Source organism: Hymenobacter amundsenii, assembly GCF_002204745.1.
GTDB classification, from domain to species: Bacteria; Bacteroidota; Bacteroidia; order Cytophagales; family Hymenobacteraceae; genus Hymenobacter; species Hymenobacter amundsenii.
The window spans coordinates 42,596-65,101 of sequence record NZ_NIRR01000015.1 but is presented as its reverse complement, the minus strand read 5'-3'; the positions used below and the strand labels follow the sequence as shown (position 1 = coordinate 65,101).

Here is a 22,506-nt window from a genome sequence, read left to right as displayed (position 1 = left end):
GCTGAGCGAAGCAGAGCGCAGCCGAAGCATCTCTACCATTTCGTAGCAGTCGTTCAACGAAGCGGTAGAAACGCTTCGACAAGCGGATGCCAGATTAAGCATGACGTGCTATGGACTTTCTAAACAGCTTTACTATCACTGAGTCACCGCCGCCAATGGCCGTTCGCCGATTTGCTGGCGCCACATGGCATAGTAGAGGCCGCGCTGCTCTAGCAGCTCGGTGTGGCGGCCGGCTTCGGCCACGTGGCCGCGTTCGAGCACGAAGATGCGGTCGGCGTGCAGGATGGTGCTCAGGCGGTGGGCGATGAGGATGGTGATGTGCTGGCGCGAACCCGATAACTCGCGCACCGTCTGGCTGATTTCCTCCTCCGTGAGCGAGTCGAGAGCCGACGTGGCCTCATCGAACACGAGCAGGGTGGGGTGGCGCAGCAGGGCCCTCGCAATGCTTAAGCGCTGCTTTTCGCCGCCCGAAACCTTCACGCCGCCTTCGCCGATTACCGTGTCGAGGCCCAGTGGGGCGCGGGCGAGCAGCGAGTCAGCCGCCGCCTGGCGCAGGGCTTCGAGGCACTGCGCGTCGGTGGCGTTGGGGGCCACGAAGCGCAGGTTTTCGCGGATGGTACCGGCGAACAGCTGGGTGTCCTGGGTCACGAATCCGATTTGCTCCCGCAGCGTGTCCAGGTCGAGTTCGGGGCCGGAGATGCCGTTGTAGAGAATCTGGCCGGCGGCGGGCGGGTAGAGGCCCACCAGCAGCTTTACCAGGGTGGTTTTGCCCGAGCCCGAAGGCCCCACGAAGGCAATGGTTTCGCCCAGCTTGGTGCGGAAGCTAATGCCGGCCAGGGCCGGGGTGCTGGCCGTGAGGTGCTGGAAATGCACGTCGTCGAATTCCAGCGTTTCGATCTGGTCGATGACTCTGGGATGGGCCGGCTTGAGCTCCTTGGGCGTATCGAGAATCTGCTGGTAGTTGGCCAGCGAGGCCTCGGTTTCGCGGTACACGTTGATGATGGTGCCCATCTCCTGGAGCGGCCCGAAAATGGCGAACGAGTAAATGAAGAACGAGAAGAACTCGCCCACCGAAATGGTCTGGCGCACCACCAGAAACAGCAGCATGAGCAGAATCACGTTGCGCATCAGGTTAACGAACGTGCCCTGAATGAACGACAAGGACCGCAGATACCGCACCTTGCGCAGCTCCAGTTTCAGGATTTTCTCGGTCGTGGCGTTCAGGCGCAGGGTTTCCTGCTGGGCCAGCCCGAGGCTTTTAATCAGCTCGATGTTGCGCAGGCTCTCGGTGGTGGAGCCGGCCAAGGCCGTGGTTTCGGCCACAATCGTCTTCTGAATCACCTTGATGCGCTTGCTCAGGAACAGGCTCAGGGAGCCCAGCAGCGGGATGGTGAGGAAGTACACCACCGCAATGGGCCAGTACACGCTCAGGGCGTACCAGGTCACGAACACGATGCCCACCAGTGAGATAAACAGGATGTTGACGAAGCTCTGAATGAGCTTCTCCACGTCGGTGCGCACCTTCTGGAGCTTACCCAGGGTTTCGCCCGAACGCTGGTCTTCGAACACTTGGTAGGGCAATTCCAGGGAATGGCGCAGGCCGTCGGAGTAGAGCTCGGCTCCGAGGCGCTGGGTGATGACGTTGGTGTAGTAATCCTGGAAGTTCTTGGCGATGCGGCTCACCATGGCCACGCCCATAGCCTGCAGAATCAGTAGGCCGGCCCCGCCCATCAGGAAGGTCCAGAACCCGTTTTCAAGCACGTTGGTCCCAGCTGTCACCACGTGCCGGTCAATAATCTGCCGGAAAATATAAGGGTCGAGTAGGGAAAAAACCTGGTTGATAGCGGCCAGCAGCAAGGCCAGCACCAGCAGCCCACGGTAGTGCCGCAGGTAAGCGAAAAGGATTTTCATAAAATCAGGGAAGAAAGAATCGGAGGAAAAGCCGCGAGCCGGGTGGAAGGTTTTATCATGCTGAAAACGGGCTTTCTTCTAAATACGGCGTGCCATACTGGCGGTCGGCCGAATCCTTACGGCTAGTAGCACGTTACTGCTATGCCGTGGCCCCAACCGGCGAGTACCTAAGTCGGGCCCGGATAGTTTCGGTCGGGTGCGCCGATTGGATTCCGTGCAGGCTTTCGCGGCCCGCCCGACCCCACTCGAATCACCGCCATTTTCTGCCTTTATTGTTTGCCCATGCTGTTGAGAACCAATATTCCGTTGCGTTACATTCTTAAAGGAATAAAAACGGAATTGCTCTTTGTCGTCATTTATGCCGGCCTCATCGCCCTGGAAGACCGGTATATTCATCTGATCAAAATTGACATTCCGCTGAGTGTGCCCATGATTATGGGTACGGTACTGTCGCTGCTGCTGGCCTTTAAGTCCAACCAGGCCTACGACCGGTGGTGGGAGGCGCGCATTGTATGGGGGGCCGTCGTCAACGATTCCCGGAGCCTGGTACGGCAGGTGCTCAGCTTCTCGGAAACTCCTTACGAATCGGAAGAAGTACAAAGCTGGCAGGCCCGGATAACCAACCGCCAGATTGCCTGGCCCTACGCGCTGGGCATGTCCCTGCGCAAGAAGATGGACCTGGAAGTACTCCGGCCCTACCTGTCGGCGCGGGAGCTGAAGTTCATCACGACGCACGAAAACGTGCCTAACGCCCTGCTGCAGCTCCACGCCCAAGATTTGCGCTACGGCCTGCAACAGGGCTGGCTCAACAGCTACCAGCAGGTAGAAATCGACCAGACGCTGACCAAGCTGACCGATTCGATGGGCAAGTGTGAGCGAATCAAGAGTACTGTGTTCCCGGTAACCTACTCGCTATACACGCACTACTGCTTGTTTTTCTTCGTGATGCTGTTGCCCTTCGCGCTACTCACCGTGTTCGGCGTCATGGAGGTGTTGATCGTGCTGGCCATCTCCACGGCTTTCTTCCTGATCGAGCGCATGGCCATCCACCTGCAGGACCCCTTCGAGGACAAGCCCACCGATACCCCCATGACCATCATCTCCCAAACCATCGAGCGCAACTTGAAACAAATGATTGGCGACCACGAGGCCGTGCGCCATGTAACGGCGCCCGATACGGATTTCTACGTGATGTAAATCAGGTGCTTGGCGGGCAAACCAGGCCCCTGCAACACTACAGCCTGATGCCGATGCCGGGACCGAACAGGAAGAACAGCTTGCCCTTGTTCACGAGGTAACCGGCACCCAGGTAGAGCGGGAAGGTAAGCTTGGCGTCGGAGCGGGTGGGGTAGACCGAGCCCAGAACTACCAGGCCCAGGTCGCGGGCGGCGTTGGCGTTGGAGTTCAGGTTGAAAGCATTGAGGGCAACAAAGCCCGCGCCCACTTTATAAGGGCGCAGCTTATTGATTTTGTTGGGGTTATAGAAGCTGAACTGAGCCAGCGTGGCCAGGCTGATGCCGCTGAAGGCCGTGTAGTTGTTGGCCTCGCCGCCGCCGAGCTGCTTGGTGAGCAGGCCCGCCGGGAAGCTCACGTCGATATCGAACTTCACGCGGCGCTGGAGCACCAGCTCCAGCCGCTGCGTGAAGCCGGGTTCCTGGTACTGGGCCTGGGTGTGCTTGATGGTGACGATGATTTTACTCCAGTCGTCGAGGTCATAGGTTTTGCGGGCGCTTAGCAGGTTGTTGAGGCTCAGGTTGCCCACCTGGCACTGCTTGTCCTGGTAGAAGGCCGCGCGCACTGAGCTGCCGTCGGGGCAGACGACCACGTTATCAATGGTGCGCATCTCAATCAGGTCGCCCTTGGCGTTCTGGGTGCGGATTTCGAACGTGAGGTGCTGCTTGCCGTAGAGTTGCCGCTCGGAGTCGATGGCCCCCGCATTGAAGCTGAATACTACGTCGCGGATGGTGCGGTCGTACAAAATTGGGCCGTTGAGGCGAGTAACGGGCCGCACGGTTTCGCCGAAGGTTACACCCACGAAATCGAGGGGGTGGGGGCGCTGGAACTCGCGCACAGTCAGCGCGAAATCGGTGGGCTGGCCGGCGTTGTCGATGGCCACGCGCTTCTTATCGATGCCAATTGGTACTTGCACCCGGTAGACTACGGCGGCATCCGAGCGTACGCTCGAATCGGAAGGCACCACGCGCACGTCTTCGAAGTGGAAGCGGCCCCGCAGCAGCGATACGCCTTCGAGGCGCACATCCACGGTTTCGCCCGGGTTCACGGTGTTCGAGCTGGTCCAGTCGCCGCCCCGGTGCCGCACGCTCAGGGCCGTTACGGTGGTCTGGGGCGAGATGTTGAAGTTGGTGATGTACTTGGCCTGGTCGTTTTCCTTGATGTATAGGTAGCTGTCGGCCTGGCGGTGAGTGTTGTAGACGCGCAGCCAGCACAGCACCCGGTCGTTGGTCAGGTACTGGCGGGTAAATACCTCGGCAATCAGAGCCCCGCCGGCTTCCTCCTGGTCCTCGATGCGGTAGGTATGCCGCAAATCGAAAGTGCGGCCGTTGTCAAGAATCAGCTCCACGCCCTTGCGCCGCGAATCCTCATCGAGTGTAATTTCCTTCTTATCGACGCTCAGAAACCGCAGCCGCGAGCTTTTAACGGTGAACTCCTGGCGTAGCGGCGGCAGGGCGTACGTTACGCGGCGGTTGTTATCGGTGAGGAAGGGCCGTTCGGTCTGGGGCCGCAGCGTGAGCACCCGGTTGCCGGGCGCGTTGGCTAGCACATGCAGACGCAGCACGCCTTTCTCCTGATCGAAACGGTAATCAATGTCCTGGCCGTGGGTCCATTCGGGGCTCAGGCGGATGTTCTTGGGGTTGTTGCTGCTCAGCTCGAACACTTTTTCCTCCCCCACGAACAGGTCCGTATCGGTGGGGCGCAGCTCTAGGGTGGTGCGCGATACGGGCAGCAGCCGCACCGTCTGCACCCGCGCCCCGGCCGAATCGGGGGCTGCCTGCCGGAACGTCAGGCTCAGGAAGCGGACGTCGGCCAAGTTGGTGAAGCGCAGTTTGGCCCGGTAGTACTGGCCGCCCGCCACCGGCGTCAGTGAGTCGAGCAGCGTGAAGTCGGCGGAGCGTTGCAGGCTGAGGGTACCGGCCGAAGGGTCGGCGGGGGTAGCCCGCAATTCGGCCGTATCGTCGCCGGGGCGGTAGTAAAAGTAGAAGTGGGGTTCCTCCTGCACCGTTACCGTGTTGCGGCTCAGGTAGTAGGTGGTGGTGTCGGTGCGCAGGCTCAGTTCGCGCAGCAGGGGCGGGCGCTGGGCCCGGGCGGCCAGGGCCGAGAAAAGCAGGAGTGGCACCAGCGCCAGCAGGGTGCGAAGTCTCCGAAATCCAAAATAGTACAACACAGCAAGCAGAAAAACGGCTCCCGACCCACCGGCAGCCCTTCGCGGTTCGACGTAGTGCTAATTAAAACACCGCCCAAACCGCGCCGCAAAGGTAGCCGCCGCTCTAGCCGAAAACCAGTTTCCGACCCCAGAAAAATAAGATAAGGGCGGAGTAGACTACCGGTAAGGCCCCTCAGGCTGTTACCGCTGCTACAGCCGCCGGCTCGGCCGCGACGGGCAGGGTGGGGGGCAGCGGTTTGTTGCGGCGCAGCTCGCGCAGGTACAGCAACCCGATACCCAGGGCCAGCACGCCTTCGGCCAGCACCGTGGGCTGAACCCCAATCTGGTGCGATACGGCCCCGACCAGCAAGCTGCCCAACGGCAGCCCCGCCGTAAATACCAACACGTAGATACTGATGACGCGGCCCCGCAGATCGGGCCGGACGCTGGTTTGCAACAGCGTGAGGTTGATGGTCATCTGCGACATCATGCCAAACGCGGCTACTGCCAGAAACACCAACGCCAGCGCGTACCACGTGGTGTAGGCAAGCAGCAGCAGCCCCGCGCCGAACACAAAGGTGTTCACGGTCAGGATCTTGTTTAGATTGGTGCCGGGCTTGAGCGAAGCCAGAAATAGCGCCCCGATGAAGCCGCCCAGGCCCACCGCCCCGTCGAGCAGACCGAACGTGGTAGCCGTGCCGTGAAAAATATCCTTGGCGTACACCGGTAGCAGGGTTGTGAAGGGGAGGGCCAACAGACTCACGAGGCCCATCATCAGCATAGTAAAGCGGATGGCGGGCGTCCGGCGCACGTAGCGGAAGCCCTCGGCCAGTTCGTCGAATACGTTTTGGGTAACCACCCGGGCCTTATAAACCGGAAGCCGCAGGGCCAGCAACGACCCAATAACGGCCACGAAACTCACTGCATTCAACCCGAAGCAGGCCGCCGCGCCCAGCCGCTCCAGCGCAAAACCCGCGATGGCCGGCCCCAGCAGCTTGGCCAAGTTCACCATCGAGGAGTTCAGGGCCACCGCGTTGGGCACGTCGGCCTTGTCCTCGACCAGCCCGTAGACCAGCGCCTGCCGGGCGGGCACATCAAAGCCGTTAATCATGCCCAGCACGGCGCTCAGACCGATGATGGCCCACACCGCATCCTGTTGCAGGTACACCGTCAGGGCCAGCAGGGCCGCCTGCACCAACGAGAGCACCTGCGTAAGCAGCAGCACCCGGTAGCGGTTGTAGCGGTCGGACACGACGCCGCCCGCCAATGAGAACAGGGCCGACGGAAACAGGGTGGCAAACACGCTCACGCCCAGCATCAGCTTGGACTGGGTTTGGGTGTACACGACCCAACTGACGGCCGTTTTCTGCATCCAAGTACCCAACAGCGACAATGCTTGCCCAGCAAAGAAGTAACGGTAGTTGCGGCTGCGAAAAGCGCGAAAGGCTTTCGGTTGCATGCTGAGTTGGTAAAATGAGTCCGCGAAGTCCGGTTGAGGTGGCGGACGGCTGGGTTGCGGAGGGCTAAACGCAAAAGACCTCTCCGCGAGTTGCGAAGAGGTCTTTTTAAAAGCGTTTCGGAGCGGTTATGTTCCGGGTAAAGTAGTCCGTAGGGGAATCGAACCCCTGTTGGTAGAATGAAAATCTACTGTCCTAACCCCTAGACGAACGGACCATATAAAAGCGGAAGCGTTTTTCCGTTTTGGTGGTGCAAAGATACGGGCCAATTGATTCGAGGCAAGTGGGTGGGGGTAAAAAAATGTAAAAAGCCGATAACTGGAACATAATCAGGAAGATTATTTTGCAAATGGCGGAGTAAACCAAGTGCCTTCGTTAAGCTGAACGGCCGGGCACGGTAACTTGCGCCGCCCGAAAACGGTAAACACAGTTGAATGCGCAGCGAGCTAAGCGTATGTTGCCTTGAGCGGCGCAAAGACCTTGGTATGCAAGCAACCATCGTCTGACTACTTTGTCATCAGGGCCTTTGCGCCGCTCAGAACGACATGCAGCTACGACAATTCGAGGTGCTTCCCCGTCAACCTACTTTCTCTCCTTCTGACTTATTGACCTATGATGAAACACACCTATGATATGGGCCTGATCGGTAACTGCGCCTTCTTGGGCCTGATTGGCACCGATACGGCCGTGCGCTGGCTCTGCTGGCCCCGTTTCGATAGCAGCTTTGTGTTTGGCGCTTTGCTCGATGAGGAGAAGGGCGGCGAGTACAGCATCCGGCCCGCTACCGAGGGCGGCTTCCAGAGCCGGCAGTATTACCTGACTAACACCAACGTGCTGGCCACCGAAATTACCACGGCCGAAGGCAGCTACCGCGTCACGGACTTTGCCCCGCGCTTTTCCCAGTACGAGCGGTACTACAAGCCCCTCATGTTTATTCGCAAGGTGGAGCCGCTGGATGGCACCCCCCGGATAAAAGTAGCCTGCCGCCCGGTGGCCGACTATGGCCGCCAGCAACTGAGCCGCCGCCGCAGCTCCAACCACATTGCCTTTTTGGGCATGGAGGAGGAAATCCGCCTCACCACCAACATCCCGCTCACCTACGTGCTCGATGAGGAGGCCTTCGTGCTCAACGAAACCAAGTACCTCGTGCTCACCTACGGGGCCCCGCTCGAAGCGCCGCTGGAAAGCACCGTCGAGCAGTTTCTGCGCTCCACGGTGGAGTACTGGCGCAAGTGGGTGAAGAGCACCAGCATCAGCAACTTCCACCAGGAGGCCGTTATCCGGTCGGCGCTGGCCCTTAAGGTGCACCAGTACGAGGATACGGGAGCCATTATTGCGGCCAGCACCACCAGTCTGCCCGAAGCGCCCGGTAGCACCCGCAACTGGGACTACCGCTACTGCTGGATGCGCGACACGTTCTACACGCTCACGGCCTTCAACAACATTGGCCACTTCGAGGAGCTGGAGCGCTATTTCCACTACATCGCCAATATTTCGAGCAGCATCCAGGGCAAGTACCAGCCCCTGTACGGCATCAGTGGCGCTTCGCAGCTGGTAGAAGAGGAGTTGCCGCTGGCTGGCTACCTGGGCAACCAGCCCGTGCGCATTGGCAACGACGCCTACACCCACGTGCAGAACGACGTGTACGGCCAGGTGCTGGTGGCGCTGCTGCCGCTTTACGTCGACAGCCGCTTCGTGAACCCGGAGCAGCGCAACCCCGAAAAACTGGTGTACGAGGCTTTGCGGCTGATTGAGGCCACCATGGACCAGCCCGACGCCGGCCTCTGGGAGTTCCGCAACCTGGCCCAGCGCCATTGCTACACCTACCTGTTTCACTGGGCCGGCAGCCACGCCGCCCGCAAAATGGCCCAGGCCCTCGGTAACGCCGACATGGAGGCGCTGGCCAACCGCCTCAACGAGGCCGCCACCGAGCGCATCGAGCAGTGCTTTAGTGAGGAGCGCGAGGCGTACACCAACGCCATCGGCTCGCCCCACCTCGATGCCAGCACCATCCAGCTGATTATGATGTGCTACCTCGACCCGGCTTCCGAGCGGGCCGCACGCCACCTCGTGGCCCTGGAAAAGGAGCTGAAAACACCCGAGGGCCTCTTCTACCGCTACCGCCACGCCGACGACTTCGGTACGCCCGAAACTACGTTCCTCATCTGCTCCTTCTGGTTCGTGGAGGCCCTAGCCTGCGTGGGCCGGGTACAGGAGGCCATCGACGAGTTCGAGCAGTTGCTCACCTACTCCAACCACTTAGGCCTGCTGAGCGAAGACGTAGACGCCAAAACCGGCTCCCAATGGGGCAATTTCCCCCAAGCCTACAGTCACGTGGGTTTGGTGAATGCCGCCTACCGCATCGCCAAAAAGCTGGACCGCCCGAACTTCGTGTAGGTTGTTTTAAGGCAGCTTGGCGACTTAGAAAAGGAACGTCATTCTGAGCGAAGGCGCAGTCGTAATCGAAGAATCTCTACCGTAGTGGTAACTCCTAACAGCAGGAATACTATTACAGTAGAGATTCTTCGATTACGACTGCGCCTTCGCTCAGAATGACGTTTTTATTTCTCTCTAAATCCTACTTCAGCATCTGCCGCAGCAGCTCGTGTACGTCGGTGGGGCCGGTTACGTGGTAGCGGGCCAGGGAGCGGGGGGCGGGGCCGACTTTGATGGTGTAGGCTTCGGGTGGCATGGCCCGGAAGGTGTCTTCGTCGGTGCGGTCGTCGCCGATGGCGAAGGTGAAATCGGCCGGGTAGGTGGCCAGCCAGCGGGCGGCGGCGGTGCCTTTATTGATGCCGGCCGTCTTGATTTCAATTACCTTATTACCCTCCATGACCTGCAAATTGGCATTGGAGGTGATGAAAGTGAGGTGATTCATGAGCTCCCGGGCCCGCATGGCACCGAGCTGGGCGTCGGCCCGGCGGAAGTGCCAGACCAGCGAAAAGTCTTTTTCCTCGATAAATGAGCCGGCCGTGCGAGCCACGTACAAATCCAGAACGGTCCGGATTTCGTCTTTCCAGTCGTTGTTGAGGGGTTGGAACAACCGCCAATCCTCGCCGTGAGGGCGCAGCCAAACGCCGTGTTCGAGGATGAAATCAACCGGCAAGTGCCCCAACCAGGCTTCCATGGTTTTCCGGTCGCGGCCACTGATGATGATAACCCGGTTCTCAGGAATATCGGTGAGGGCGCGTAGCAACTGCAGCAGTTCCTCGTCGGGGCCCGCCTGTTGGGGGTCGTCGTGGAAGGGACTGAGCGTGCCGTCGTAGTCGAGCAGCAGCAGGCGATGGTCGGCGGCGCGGTAATCGGCCAGCAGTTGCGTGGTAACGTCGGGGGAGAGCATTTCGGTATCGAGGGAGTGCTGTTGGTTTTTGCTGTAGGCTAGGCGGTTCATGAACAGGTCGGTCCAGGCAAACACGGTGTACTGGCGCACGAGCTGGCGCATGGCCCGCATCCGGCGGATCTGCTCGGCTTCGGGCATCACCAGCGCATCGTGCATGGCCTCGGCCAGCTGGCTGGTATCGGTGGGGTTGATGAGCAGGGCATCGGACAATTCGCGGGCCGCGCCAGCCCGCTCGCTCAAAATGAGCACCCCACGCTCATCGGCCTTGCTGGCCACAAACTCCTTGGCCACCAGGTTCATGCCGTCGCGCATAGGGGTTACGAGGCCCACTTCGGCCAGGCGGTAAAGTGCTGCCAACTCATCGAGCGGGAAGGCGCGGTAGAAATAGTGGATCGGCGTCCAGCTCATGGTGCGGTAAGCCGCGTTGATGCGGCCCACCAGTTCGTCGATTTCCTCCTTGAGGGCCGCGTACTGGGCAACCTGGTCGCGGGAGGGCACTACCACCATAATCAGGCTCACCTGCCCGCGCCACTCGGAATAGCGTTGCAACAGCAGCTCGAAGGCCCGCAGCCGCTGGGCAATGCCTTTGGAGTAGTCGAGCCGGTCGATGGAGAGAATCGCGCGGATGTCGCCCAGCGCCTCCCGATAATTGGCCTCGTGTTGACGGGCACTGTCGGAAGCTGCGGCAGCCACGTACCGTTCGTAATCAATCCCCATCGGGAAGGTATCCACCAGAATGGTCCGGTCGCCGGCTTCGAGGCGGCCGTTCTGGGCCGTGAAGCCTAGCAGATGCGACACGGAGCTCAGGAAGTGGCGCATGAAGCCGAAGGTGTGGAAGCCAATCAGGTCGGCCCCCAGTATGCCCTCCATCAGTTCTCGCGCCCAAGGCAGCACCCGAATCAGCTCGTACGACGGAAACGGGATATGCAGGAAGAAGCCGATAGTGGCTCCCGGCCGGGCTGCCCGAAGCATGGCCGGCAGCAGCAGCAACTGGTAGTCGTGCACCCAAATGGTGTCGTCGGGGCCGGCCTGTTCGAGCACGGCGGCGCAGAATTTCTCGTTCACGGCCACGTAGGCATCCCAATGGCTCTGCTCGTACTCAGCAAATTGCGGGAAGTAGTGGAAAGTGGGCCAGAGGGTGGAGTTGCTGAAGCCCTCGTAGTAATCGCGGATTTCGGCTTCGGTCAGCATTACGGGTACCATACGGTCTTGGCGCAACTGCTCGCGCACGTAGCCCTCCTCCTGCTCGTCATCCACAAACAAGCCCGGCCAGCCCACCCACACGTTACCCTCCTGGCGGAAAATAGAACCCAACCCCGTGGCCAGCCCGCCTTCGCTGGCATGGAACGTAAGGGTGTCGTTGGTGCGTAAAACTTTGGTAGGCAGGCGGTTGGAAACGATAATAGTGCGAGGCATGCGGTTGCGGTATAGTAGTCGAACCCTCAACTTACGACACAAACCGGCGGGAGGGCATCAATTCGCTTCCTGATAGCCGCTGCCTGGCCCGGCCAAAATGCCTGGTTCGGCACGGCCAACCATACCCAGGTGCGTGTGCCGGAAGCCGGTGGCGTATTTGAGGCCGTAGCCCAGCAGCCGGTCGAAGGCGGAGTGGAAAAGTAGCACCGTGCCGGCCAGCAGCAGCAGGGGCTGGCCCAGCGCCCAGCCGGCCGTGCTCACCACCAGGGCCAGGGCTTTGTGGTGGAGCAGATTGTAGGTGAAAGCCCCCAGGCGCGGGCCAGCCAGGTAGCCCAGCATGCCCAAATCGGGCAGCAGGAATAGGGCCGGCAGCTGCCACCAGGGGTAGGGGAGGTGGGCGAAAACCAGGGTGGCCACTAGCAGTTCGGCCAGTTCTTCGAGTTTGAGCAGCGTTTTCATGGAGTGGCAAATGAGGAGTGAAACAACACCCCAAAGGTCCGGCCCGCGCGGTGCCCAAATCGTTAACAAATGCTAAGAAATACGGCCGTCGTGGCCCTGCACCCGCGCCCGGATGCGGCTCAACGACACCGGCGTAACGCCCAGATAGGAGGCAATGTAGTGTTGCGGAATACGCTCCAGAATCTTGGTTTTGTGGCTGGCCAGCAGGGCCTGGTAGCGCTGCTCGGGGCTCAGCAGCAGCAGCTCGGCCAGGCGGGCATCGGTACCCAGCAGGTGGTACTCGGCCAGCAACCGCCCAAACCGCTCGTAGGCCGGGAACTCGTCGTAGAGCCCGCGCAGCAAGGCGTACGGAAATGTCAGCAGCTCGGTCGGGCCCAGGGCTTCGATGCCAAACGCGCTGGGCTGGCCGGTCAGGCAGCTGTGGTAGTCGCCCAGTAAGTGGTTTTCAAAGAAGAAGTAAGTGGTGCGCTCCTCGCCATCGGGGCGGGTGTAGAACAGGCGGCAGCTACCGGCCAGCACCAGGGCCAGCTCCGCCGAGGGCGCGCCCTGCCTCACGAACAGCTCCTTGCGCCGTAACTGGCGTGGCCGCAGGGCGGCGGCCAGTGGAGCCCACTCGGCGTCGGTGAGGGGCACGAAACGGTGGATATAGGCGCGCAACGGGTGCATCGGGGCAAGGTACGCGGCTAGGCCGGAAAAGCGAAAACCCGCTCCGTAATAGTACGGAGCGGGTTTTCAAGCGGTAGCCAAAACGAAGGCGGCGGAGTAGTCCGTAGGGGAATCGAACCCCTGTTGGTAGAATGAAAATCTACTGTCCTAACCCCTAGACGAACGGACCAGATAAGCAGGCCGCGGTGCGTTTTGGTGCTGCAAAGATAGGAAGCCAGTTGTTTGGGACAAGCGCTGTTTTTGAAAAAAAACCGGCTTGGGAATGAATAAGCTGATTTTCAAGGTCAAATATTTGTGATTCCAGTGCTCCGACTAGCTTCGGCGGCCCTACCGTGCTGGGCGGTGGTGCACATTTAGGCCCCGATTTGGGTATCAACGCGTATGGCGCTACCTTCGCTCTGTGTTTTCACTCCGGCCGCCCGCGGCCGACAACCCATCCCATCCCCCTACAACTATGGCTAAAATCAAAGTTGCCATCAACGGTTTCGGGCGCATTGGCCGCCTCACGTTCAAGGCGCTGCTCTCGCGCGACAACGTGGAAGTCGTGGCAATCAACGACCTGACCGACAATAAAACCCTGGCCCACCTGCTCAAGTACGACTCCGTACACGGCCGTTTCCAGGGTACTGTGGAGCACGACGACGACAGCCTGACCGTGAACGGCAAGCGCATTGTGGCGTTGGCCGAGCGCGACCCTAAGCTGTTGCCTTGGGGCGACATGGGCGTGGACATCGTGCTCGAAAGCACGGGCCGCTTCGTTGATGAGGCCGGTGCCGGCCAGCACATCACTGCTGGTGCTAAAAAGGTAGTTATTTCGGCTCCCGCCAAAGGAAACATCCCGACGGTAGTACTGGGCGTAAACGAGGATATCCTGACCGGCGACGAGACGATTATCTCGAACGCCAGCTGCACGACCAACTGCCTGGCCCCAATGGCCAAGGTGCTCAACGATACGTTCGGCATCGAGAAGGGCTTCATCACGACGGTGCACGCCTACACCTCCGACCAGAGCCTGCAGGATTCGCCTCACTCGGACCTGCGCCGCGCCCGCGCCGCCGCCCTGAGCATCATCCCGACCAGCACTGGTGCTGCCAAAGCCGTAGGCCTGGTGCTGCCCGAGCTGAAGGGTAAGCTCGACGGTATCGCCATGCGCGTGCCAGTTCCGGATGGCTCGACCACCGACCTGACCGTGCTGCTCAAGCGCGAGGCCACGGCTGAGGAAATCAACGCGGCCATTAAAAAGGCGGCCGAAGGCGAGATGAAGGGTATCCTGGAGTACAGCACCGACCCATTGGTTAGCGCCGACATCATCGGTAACCCCCACAGCTGCATCTTCGATTCGGAGTTGACCTCGGCCAACGGTACACTGGTGAAAGTGGTAGGCTGGTATGACAACGAGGCTGGCTACAGCTCCCGTACCGCCGACCTCATCAAGATGCTGGGCGATAAAATGTAATTCTTGAGAAGCTAGTAGCTAGAATTAAGAACGTCATCCTGACGAAGGAAGGACCTTTTTACCGTAGAACGTTTATTCGGACTGCTGGGGAAAGTTGCCGCACTTCGCTTGGGATGACGTTCTTTGTTTCAGTTTTCGGCAGCATCAAGCTGTTCCATCTTCCAACTATTGACTATTGCATTCTATCTCCTAGCTCCTGACTTCTAGCTCCTCAAAAGAATGCGCATCTGCTTTATCCTTAACCCTACGTCCGGCACCGACCGGAGCCAGAACGTGCCGGCCCTGATTGCCGAGCATGCTGCGGCCGCCGGGGCCGAGTTCGACATTATGCCCACGCAATACGCTGGCCACGCCGAGCAATTGGCCCGCGAGGCCGCCGCCGCGGGTTGCCGGGTGGTGGTGGCCGTGGGCGGCGACGGCACGGTGAACGAGGTGGCTCGGGGGCTGCTGGGCACCGGCGCGGCGCTGGGCATCGTGCCCCGGGGATCGGGCAACGGGCTGGCCCGGCACCTGCACGTGCCGCTTGGTTTGCCGGCCGCCGTGCAGCGGGCCTGCCACCCCGATTTCCAGCGCATCGACGCGGGCCGCATTAATGGGCACTGGTTTTTTTGCACGGCCGGGCTGGGGTTTGATGCCCATGTGAGCAAGATGTTTGCCCAAGCTGGCACCCGGGGCCTGAGCACCTACGTGAAAGTGGCCCTGCGCGAGTACCGCCGCTATCAGCCTACGGCCGTGCAGGTGGAGCTGGAAAACCAGGCCCTGCTCGATACCCACTGCTACGTGCTGGCCTTTGCCAATGCCGCCCAATATGGCAATAACGCCTACATCGCGCCCCGCGCCAACATCCAGGACGGCCTGCTCGACCTGTGCCTGATTGACGCGCTACCCATTTGGCGGGCCGTGCGGGTAGGAGTGGGGCTGGCTTTGGGTACGCTGCCTACCTCGGGCGGGGCGCAGTTCCACCGCAGCCGCCATATCCGCGTGCGGGCCGCCGCTCCGCTGGGCTTCCACGTTGATGGCGACTACGTGGCCGACGCACCGAATTTGAGGTGGAACTGAAGCCGCTGACTTTGGAAGTAGCGGTGTAGGGGCGAGTGAGTTGATGAGCGGTGGAAAATACGACTGTCATGCTGAGCGCAGCCGGAGGCGGAGTCGAAGTTGCTATCAATATGAATAGCATTGCGGTAGAGATGCTTCGGCTGCGCGGACGCCAGATGAGGCATGACATTCGTATTTTCCCTAATCCCTAATCCCTAATCCCTAATCCCTAATCCCTAATCATGAAAAACAGCCGCCAGGGTGTGGTGTACTCCACGAATCCCGAATTCAGCTACGATGAACCCACCGCTGCCACCACCGCCACGCTGCCGCCCCAGCAACAAAACCTGCGCGTGCAGCTCGATAAGAAGTCGCGCGGGGGCAAGCAAGTGACGCTTGTTACGGGCTTTGTGGGCCAGGATGCCGATTTGCAGGCGTTGGGTAAGCTGCTCAAAACCCGCTGTGGCGTTGGTGGCAACGCCAAGGATGGCGAGGTCATTATCCAGGGCGACTTCCGCGACAAAGTGCTGGCATTGCTGCTCGAAAAAGGCTACAAAGCCAAGAAAGCCGGCGGGTAATTCCAACCTGAAAACCAAGCAATGACCCGCTCCCGGCTATCCAATAAAGCAGAACTGCTGCTGGCCCTGCTGCCCACCCTCACGGTGCTCGTGATGCTGTGGCTGCTGGAGTTGCTCAGCAACCAGCGGCTGCTGTTCGCCTCGCTGGCTTCCAGCGCCTTTTTAATCTACCTCGACCCCACCCACCGCACCAACAGCACCCGCACGCTCATCATCAGCCAGCTGAGCGCGGCGGGTATCGGTTATAGCCTGCATGCGCTGCTGGGGTCCGGTTACGCAGCGGCGGCCCTGGCGATGGTGCTGACTATCGGGCTCATGGTACTGCTGAACGTGATGCACCCGCCGGCCGTGGGCACGGCCCTGAGCTTTGCGTTCCGGGCTGGTGAGGGCGAGGGGAATCTGCTGCTGTTTGGACTGGCGGTGGGTTTGGTGGTAGTTTTGGTGCTGCTCCAACGCGGGTCCGGTTACCTGCTGGGTCGCCTGACGCCGGCCTCGGCCCCGCAACGCGGGGCCATCGACCCTATTTCTCCCACCTCGCCCGCTACCGATGCCTGACGTTATGCTGCCGCATGTTTCCGATACCTACACCCAGGTCGAGGAGGCCGTGGTGCACGTGGTGCTCTGGCTGAAGCTGGGCGCCGAGGCGGTAGGGGCGGGCATTATTGTGCTGGGTATTCTGGTGGGGGGCTACCTGTTCGCCAAAGCCTTGGCCTCGCGCCGAACGGCCGATTTTACGGCCATCCGGCTCACGCTGGCCCGCTACCTGGCCCTGGCCCTGGAGTTTCAGTTGGGGGCCGATATTCTCTCCACTACCATTGCGCCAAGCTGGGAGCAGATTGGCAAGCTCGGGGCCATTGCCGTTATCCGGACGGCCCTTAACTACTTCCTCTCCCGCGAGATGAAGGACGAGCACCGCGCCGCCGCCGAGCACCACGTGCAGCGCCAGGCCCGCCAGCAGGAGTCGCCCGCCGAAGCCGCCGATGCTCCCGAGCCCAGGGCCGCCGGCTGAGCTCCGGATCAGCAGTAGCGGTTTTGAGTGGCTATATTGGTCAACACCGTGCGGGAACCGGGTAACGGAAAGGTAGCCGGCCCGTTCTGGCGTCCCCAACTTGCGGCGGCCGGCGTGCCCGGCCGCTTTGCTTTCATCTCCTTCCAATTCCACTCTTCGTTTATGTTCCCTCTCAATACCTCGTCGCGGTCCGGTCGCGGCCTGCTGCTGCTCCTAACGCTGTTCTGGACCATGGCCACGCTGGCCCGGGCCGAAGAACTGCAGTCGCCCGACAAGCAGTTCACGCTCAGCGTAAACCTCACCCCCGACGGTGCGCCCACCTACAGCCTCGTTTACAAAGGCAAGCCGGTTCTCAAAACCAGCCAGCTGGGCCTAGAGCTCAAGAACACGCCCAGCCTCACCAACGGCTTCGTGCAGACCAGCGCCGTGCGCAAATCCATCGATGAGAGCTGGAACCCGGTTTGGGGCGAGGTGAAAACCATCCGCAACCACTACAATGAGCTGGCTGTTACGCTTACCCAGCCCGCTACCAAGCGCGTGATGCTGGTGCGGTTCCGGCTGTTCGATGATGGTCTGGGCTTCCGCTACGAGTTTCCGCGCCAGCCCGAGCTGGGCTATTTCGTGGTGAAGGAAGAGAAAACTCAGTTTGCCCTAGCCGGCGACCACAAGGCCTTCTGGCTACCCGGCGACTACGACACCCAGGAGTACAGCACCGTCACGTCGAACCTCTCGCAGGTGCGCGGGCTGATGAAGCAGTCGGTCACCGATAACGCCTCGCAGCACACGTTTTCGCCCACCGGTGTGCAGACCCCGCTCATGCTCAAGCGCCCCGATGGCGTGTATATTAACATCCACGAGGCCGCGCTGATTGATTATTCCACTCTCTCGCTGGATTTGGATGATCAGAACTTCATCCTCAACGCCCACCTCACACCCGACGCTGAGGGCAACAAGGGCAACCTCCAAACGCCCAGCACCTCGCCCTGGCGCACGGTAATCGTCAGCGACCGGGCCGGGGCCATCCTCGAATCCAAGATGGTACTCAACCTCAACGAGCCCACCAAATACAAGGATACCAGCTGGATTAAGCCCGTGAAGTACGTGGGCGTGTGGTGGGAGATGATTACGGGCAAAAGCTCGTGGTCGTACACCGACATGGAGAACATCAAGCTGGACTCCATCGACTACTCCAAAGTGAAGCCCAACGGCACCCACGCCGCCAACACGGCCCACGTGAAGGAGTACATCGACTTCGCGGCCCAGCACAAACTGGATGCTGTGCTGGTGGAAGGCTGGAATACCGGCTGGGAAGACTGGTTCGGCAAGCACAAGGAGTACGTGTTCGACTTCGTAACGCCCTACCCCGATTTCGACATCGAAGAGCTCAACCGCTACGCCCACGCCAAAGGCGTCAACATAATCATGCACCACGAAACCAGCGGGTCGTCGCGCAACTACGAGCGGTTTATGGAGCCCGCCTACCAGCTGATGAACAAGTACGGCTACAATGCCGTGAAAAGCGGCTACGTGGGCGATATTCTGCCTTTGGGCGAGTACCACTACGGCCAGTGGATGAACAACCACTACCTCTACGCCATCACGGAGGCGGCCAAGCACCGCATCATGGTGAATGCCCACGAGGCCGTGCGCCCCACCGGCCTGGCCCGCACCTACCCCAACCTGATCGGCAATGAGGCCGCCCGGGGTACCGAGTACGAGGCTTTCGGCGGCAACAACGCCGACCACACCACCATCCTGCCCTTCACCCGCCTCATTGGCGGGCCGATGGACTACACGCCGGGCATTTTCCAGACCCGCATCAGCGCCTACAACCCTAAGAATACGTCCTTCGTGCACAGCACCCTGGCCCGGCAGCTGGCCCTGTACGTCACCATGTACAGCCCCCTGCAAATGGCCGCCGACCTGCCCGAAACCTACAACAAGTTCCTCGACGCCTTCCAGTTTATCGAAGACGTACCCGTGGACTGGGACGATACCCACGTGCTCGAAGCCGAGCCCGGCGACTATATCACCATCGCCCGCAAAGGCAAGGGTACCGGCAACTGGTTTGTGGGCAGCACCTGCGACGAGCAGGGCCGCACTAGTACCATCAAGTTCGACTTCCTGAAACCCGGTAAAAAGTACGAGGCCACCATCTACGCCGACGGCAAGGGCGCCCACTACGAAACCAATCCCCAGGCCTACGCCATCCGCAAGCTCACGGTCACGAGCAAATCCAAACTTAGCCAGTACTGCGCCCCCGGTGGCGGCTACGCCATCAGCGTGGTAGAGAAGTAGAAGGGAGTTAGAAATGAAGAATGGCCGTTGAACACCCCGTTTGGGAGTCGTTCAACGGCCATTCTTTGTGCTTTAGGAATAATGAGAACCTGTAGCGCGAATCTCTAATTCTTAATCAAGCGCAGCGCCCGTTCTACATCTTCCGGGGTATCGATGCCCAGCGTTTGGAGCGTCGTTTCAGCGGTCTGGATGGCGTAGCCGGCTTCGAGCCAGCGGAGCTGTTCGAGGCTTTCGGCCAACTCCAGGGGTGAGGGCGGGAGCTGGGTGATGGCGCGCAGTACGTCGGGGCGGTAGGCGTAGAGGCCGATGTGGCGCAGGTAGCGGTGGTGGGCCAGCCACTCGCTTTCGGGGTGCTGGCGCTGGTAGGGCAGGGGGTGGCGGCTGAAATACAGGGCCCGGCCCCGGCCGTCGAGCACCACTTTGGGCAGGTGGGGGCTGAAGAGCTCCTCTTCGCTGACGACGGGCTTGACCAGCGTGGCCAGCGCCGGTGGCTCGGGCGCGGCAAAGAGCTGCACCAGGGCATCAATCTGGCTGGGATGAATGAAGGGCTCATCGCCTTGGATGTTCACGATGCAGTCGGCCACGATGCCCAACTGCTCATAAGCATCGCGGACCCGGTCGGTGCCGCTAGGATGGTCGGGGTCGGTGAGCACGGCCTCACCCCCGAATCCGCGCACGTGGGCCAGAATCCGCTCGTCGTCGGTGGCCACCACTACCCGGCTCAAGCTCGACTTTTGGGCCTGCCTGACCACGCGCTCAATCATGGTCTGGCCTCCCAAATCGACCAGCGGTTTACCGGGCAGGCGGGTGGAGGCATAACGGGCCGGAATAATACCAATAGCGAGCATAAGCAGGGGGTGAGGAGGTGAAGAGCGCAAAAAAACAATAAAAACAGGCAGTACTTCGCCGGCTAGCCTCCCGTTGGCTCATCATTTTAGTTCCGGTACACGACTGCTTAGCATCAAATCCGTAACTTTCGACCGCCTGTAGTCAGGCTGGTTCGGCCGCGCCGGGGCCAGCTGGCCGCTGTTTTTCTTGCCTGCTGCTTATGATGTCCCGATTTCCGCTGCTGACCGTCGCCCTTGTTTTCTCCGGCTTTTGCGCGTGGGCGGCCCCCGCGCCGGTAGCCCTGCCCGATTCTATCGGGGTCGAGTACCGCAACAATAAAATGCTCATTCGCCATCGCGTCACGGCTGGCGAAACTCTCTATGGCCTCTCGCGCCGCTATAAGGTGCCCGTCGAGGAAATCGTGGAGGCCAATTCGGGCCAGAAGGGCCAGCTGATTCTGGGCCAGATCGTGCTCGTGCCTCGTACCCGGGTCGTGCTCACGCCCGCCCCGGCCCGGCCGGCGGCTCCCGTAACGGTGGCCGCGCCCGCCACCGCCGCCGTGCGCGCGCTATCCACCGATGCCAACGGCAACCGGGTGTACAAGGTAACGCCCGGCATGACGCTCTACGCCATTGCCCGCCGCTTCCAGACGACGCCCGCCGAACTGGCCCGCCTCAACAGCTTCGAAACCGATTACAACGTGAAGGTGGGCGACGTGGTAATTATTGCGGCGCCCGCTACCGGCGCGGCTGGTCCGCCGGCGCCAGTGGCCACCGCTCCAGCCCGCCCAACGGCCCGCGAGAAAGCGGCCGAGCGCGATGCAGCCCGCGACAAAGCTCGCGACGAAGCCAACTCGCCGGCCGTAACAGCCGAACCGGATGAGAAAGAAGCCCCCCCGGCCCGGGCCAACGAAATTGTGCGCCGGGTCTCGGAAAGCGGCCTGGCCACGGTCATCCCCACCGATGCTTCCGACAAGTACTTGGCCCTGCATAAAACGGCCCCGGTCGCACCATCATGGAGGTGCGCAACATCATGAATGGTCAGGCGGTGTACGTGCGCGTTATCGGTCGCCTGCCCGATACGGGCGAAAACACCAGCATCCTCATCCGCCTCTCCAAGCGCGCCGTGCAGCGCCTGGCTACCCCCGACCAGCGTTTCCGCGTCGAAACCAGCTACGTACCGTAACGGTGAATGAGTGACTAGGTGAGTGAACCGTTCTGTTATCCTCGGTATTCCGCATAGGATGACAGCACAATGCACTCACCTGCCGACTTCCTCATTCACTCATTCACCAACTCACTCATTGACCGCATGAACCACGCGCAGATGCGGGCGCTGCTCGACGACAAATACCGGCATTACGACCAGCCCGGCTTTATTGCCCTCGACCCCATCAGCATTCCGCACCAGTTCGCGGCGCGGGCCGATGTGGAAATCAGCGGGTTGTTTGCGGCGGTGCTGGCCTGGGGGCGGCGGCCTACCATCATCAGCAAGTGCCGGGAGCTGCTGGCCCGCATGGACAACGCGCCCCATCAGTTTATCACCCAGCACCACGACGACGACCTGAAGCGGCTGCTGGGCTTCTGCCACCGCACGTTCTGCGACACCGACCTGCTGTATTTCGTGCACTGGCTGCGCTGGTACTACGGGCAACACGCGTCGCTGGAAGATGCTTTTACGCACGGCGCCACCCAGAAACAGCGCCTGGAGAATTTCCACACCCTGTTTTTCAGCCTCGACGACGCGCCCCAGCGCACCCGCAAGCACGTGGCCACGCCCGCCCGCGGCTCGGCCTGCAAGCGCCTCAATATGTACCTGCGCTGGATGGTGCGCCAAGATGAGCACGGCGTCGATTTCGGCTTCTGGACGCGCCTCTCACCCGCCGACCTCATCTGCCCCTGCGACGTGCATGTGGAGCGCGTAGGCCGCCGCCTGGGCCTGCTCCAACGCAAGCAGGTCGACTGGCTGGCCGCCGAGGAGCTCACTGCCCACCTGCGCACCTTTGACCCGCTCGACCCCGTGAAGTACGATTTTGCGCTCTTTGGGCTGGGCGTAGAAGGAGAGATGTAGTCTTTGCTGTGCATAATTCGCGCCTTTTCGTGGCCGCAGATGTACCAACGTAGAGTCCTCTCCGCCCGACGACCAAAATTGGAGTGGAGTCTGAAAAAACGGGTTTAAGCCCAACTGTATCAATTATTTGCAGAGGCCCACTACCTCACCCGAGTAGGCTTGGGTTCTGAAGGAGCGGGTAAAAAAATGGTAACGTATTGATAGATTGATGCGTAAGAATATAGTGTAAATTGATTTTATCACTCTTTTAGCACTCTTCTTATGAACTTCAAGCATCTAATCCTGGCCCTGAGCGTGACCATGCTCATGGCCGGCTGTAGCGAAACCAAACAAGCCGTAACCGTAGGAGCCGATGAGCGGGGCAGTACGACCAACGTACCGGGCTATATAAACAACGCCACCAACCAGCCCGATTTTTCGGCTTACAAAACCTACTCTTGGGCCTCGCAAGTTCAGAACGAGCAGAACAACACCTATTTCCTTAACGATTTGCTGTTTAAAACGATGCTGCGCGACGCCGTATCCAACGAAATGGCTTCGCGGGGTTATAACTACATGGCTACTGGAGGTGACCTATTCGCTTCGCTCTGAATGACGT

Annotated in this window: 19 protein-coding genes and 2 tRNA genes; 12 read left to right on the top strand and 9 right to left on the bottom strand. The window is 60.6% G+C overall.

Annotated elements, in window-relative coordinates:
* Positions 1–135: 135 nt before the first annotated feature.
* Positions 136–1,911 carry an ABC transporter ATP-binding protein gene (locus CDA63_RS10645; RefSeq protein WP_088464439.1) on the bottom strand — a complete coding sequence of 592 codons (1,776 nt, stop codon included), beginning with the start codon at positions 1,909–1,911 and terminating at the stop codon, positions 136–138.
* Between the two features lie 282 nt (positions 1,912–2,193).
* Between CDA63_RS10645 and CDA63_RS10640 the strand changes: the two genes are divergently transcribed.
* Positions 2,194–3,108, top strand: coding sequence for a bestrophin family protein (locus CDA63_RS10640; protein WP_088464438.1), 915 nt, complete (start codon positions 2,194–2,196; stop codon positions 3,106–3,108).
* Between the two features lie 37 nt (positions 3,109–3,145).
* On the opposite strand, the gene CDA63_RS10635 is transcribed toward CDA63_RS10640, so the two are convergent.
* From CDA63_RS10635 to CDA63_RS10625, 3 genes are all read right to left on the bottom strand, one after another.
* Entirely contained in the window at positions 3,146–5,314 is a 2,169-nt protein-coding gene (locus CDA63_RS10635; RefSeq protein WP_126546814.1) for a hypothetical protein, read from the bottom strand.
* Between the two features lie 172 nt (positions 5,315–5,486).
* Positions 5,487–6,752: an MFS transporter gene (locus CDA63_RS10630; protein ID WP_088464436.1), complete on the bottom strand. Its 1,266-nt coding sequence runs from the start codon at positions 6,750–6,752 to the stop codon at positions 5,487–5,489.
* 143 nt (positions 6,753–6,895) lie between these two features.
* Positions 6,896–6,967: transfer RNA gene (locus tag CDA63_RS10625), tRNA-Glu, on the bottom strand.
* 395 nt (positions 6,968–7,362) lie between these two features.
* Between CDA63_RS10625 and CDA63_RS10620 the strand changes: the two genes are divergently transcribed.
* Positions 7,363–9,147 (top strand): glycoside hydrolase family 15 protein, encoded by a 1,785-nt coding sequence (locus CDA63_RS10620; RefSeq protein ID WP_088464435.1) that lies wholly within the window; start codon positions 7,363–7,365, stop codon positions 9,145–9,147.
* A 181-nt stretch (positions 9,148–9,328) separates the two neighbouring features.
* Here the strand turns inward: CDA63_RS10620 and CDA63_RS10615 are convergent, their stop codons facing one another.
* The 4 genes from CDA63_RS10615 to CDA63_RS10600 all read right to left on the bottom strand — a co-directional run bounded on the left by CDA63_RS10615 (position 9,329) and on the right by CDA63_RS10600 (position 12,800).
* The gene (locus CDA63_RS10615) at positions 9,329–11,506 is read right to left on the bottom strand and encodes a bifunctional alpha,alpha-trehalose-phosphate synthase (UDP-forming)/trehalose-phosphatase (RefSeq protein ID WP_088464434.1); all 2,178 of its coding nucleotides are present in this window, start codon (positions 11,504–11,506) and stop codon (positions 9,329–9,331) included.
* 57 nt (positions 11,507–11,563) lie between these two features.
* On the bottom strand, positions 11,564–11,965 hold the full coding sequence (locus CDA63_RS10610; RefSeq protein WP_088464433.1) for a DUF4260 domain-containing protein: 402 nt from the start codon (positions 11,963–11,965) through the stop codon (positions 11,564–11,566).
* Between the two features lie 72 nt (positions 11,966–12,037).
* Positions 12,038–12,631: a Crp/Fnr family transcriptional regulator gene (locus CDA63_RS10605; protein WP_088464432.1), complete on the bottom strand. Its 594-nt coding sequence runs from the start codon at positions 12,629–12,631 to the stop codon at positions 12,038–12,040.
* Between the two features lie 97 nt (positions 12,632–12,728).
* Positions 12,729–12,800: transfer RNA gene (locus tag CDA63_RS10600), tRNA-Glu, on the bottom strand.
* 285 nt (positions 12,801–13,085) lie between these two features.
* Here CDA63_RS10600 and gap point away from each other — a divergent pair.
* The 6 genes from gap (at position 13,086) to CDA63_RS10570 (ending at position 19,010) form a co-directional block, all read left to right on the top strand.
* Entirely contained in the window at positions 13,086–14,087 is a 1,002-nt protein-coding gene (gene gap, locus CDA63_RS10595) for a type I glyceraldehyde-3-phosphate dehydrogenase (protein ID WP_088464431.1), read from the top strand.
* 219 nt (positions 14,088–14,306) lie between these two features.
* Complete coding sequence (locus CDA63_RS10590) at positions 14,307–15,146, top strand: diacylglycerol/lipid kinase family protein (RefSeq protein ID WP_088464430.1); 840 nt, start codon at positions 14,307–14,309, stop codon at positions 15,144–15,146.
* Positions 15,147–15,367: 221 nt separating this feature from the next.
* On the top strand, positions 15,368–15,703 hold the full coding sequence (locus tag CDA63_RS10585) for a translation initiation factor (RefSeq protein WP_088464429.1): 336 nt from the start codon (positions 15,368–15,370) through the stop codon (positions 15,701–15,703).
* A 21-nt stretch (positions 15,704–15,724) separates the two neighbouring features.
* Positions 15,725–16,258 carry an HPP family protein gene (locus CDA63_RS10580; RefSeq protein ID WP_088464428.1) on the top strand — a complete coding sequence of 178 codons (534 nt, stop codon included), beginning with the start codon at positions 15,725–15,727 and terminating at the stop codon, positions 16,256–16,258.
* Between the two features lie 4 nt (positions 16,259–16,262).
* On the top strand, positions 16,263–16,712 hold the full coding sequence (locus CDA63_RS10575; RefSeq protein WP_242434641.1) for a DUF1622 domain-containing protein: 450 nt from the start codon (positions 16,263–16,265) through the stop codon (positions 16,710–16,712).
* Positions 16,713–16,874: 162 nt separating this feature from the next.
* On the top strand, positions 16,875–19,010 hold the full coding sequence (locus CDA63_RS10570) for a glycoside hydrolase family 97 protein (RefSeq protein WP_199797519.1): 2,136 nt from the start codon (positions 16,875–16,877) through the stop codon (positions 19,008–19,010).
* Positions 19,011–19,114: 104 nt separating this feature from the next.
* Here the strand turns inward: CDA63_RS10570 and kdsB are convergent, their stop codons facing one another.
* Positions 19,115–19,858 carry a 3-deoxy-manno-octulosonate cytidylyltransferase gene (gene kdsB / locus CDA63_RS10565; RefSeq protein ID WP_088464426.1) on the bottom strand — a complete coding sequence of 248 codons (744 nt, stop codon included), beginning with the start codon at positions 19,856–19,858 and terminating at the stop codon, positions 19,115–19,117.
* A 200-nt stretch (positions 19,859–20,058) separates the two neighbouring features.
* On the opposite strand from kdsB, the gene CDA63_RS10560 reads away from it, so the two are divergent.
* From CDA63_RS10560 to CDA63_RS10550, 4 genes are all read left to right on the top strand, one after another.
* The gene (locus CDA63_RS10560; RefSeq protein ID WP_088464425.1) at positions 20,059–20,874 is read left to right on the top strand and encodes a LysM peptidoglycan-binding domain-containing protein; all 816 of its coding nucleotides are present in this window, start codon (positions 20,059–20,061) and stop codon (positions 20,872–20,874) included.
* The gene (locus CDA63_RS20850) at positions 20,853–21,023 is read left to right on the top strand and encodes an RlpA-like double-psi beta-barrel domain-containing protein (protein WP_165768266.1); all 171 of its coding nucleotides are present in this window, start codon (positions 20,853–20,855) and stop codon (positions 21,021–21,023) included. The genes CDA63_RS10560 and CDA63_RS20850 overlap by 22 nt, the downstream gene beginning before the upstream one ends.
* A 126-nt stretch (positions 21,024–21,149) precedes the next feature.
* Positions 21,150–21,908: a TIGR02757 family protein gene (locus CDA63_RS10555; RefSeq protein WP_088464465.1), complete on the top strand. Its 759-nt coding sequence runs from the start codon at positions 21,150–21,152 to the stop codon at positions 21,906–21,908.
* A gap of 261 nt (positions 21,909–22,169) precedes the next feature.
* A complete protein-coding gene (locus CDA63_RS10550) occupies positions 22,170–22,499 on the top strand; it encodes a DUF4136 domain-containing protein (RefSeq protein ID WP_088464424.1) in 330 nt (109 codons plus the stop codon).
* The last annotated feature ends 7 nt before the right edge of the window (positions 22,500–22,506 follow it).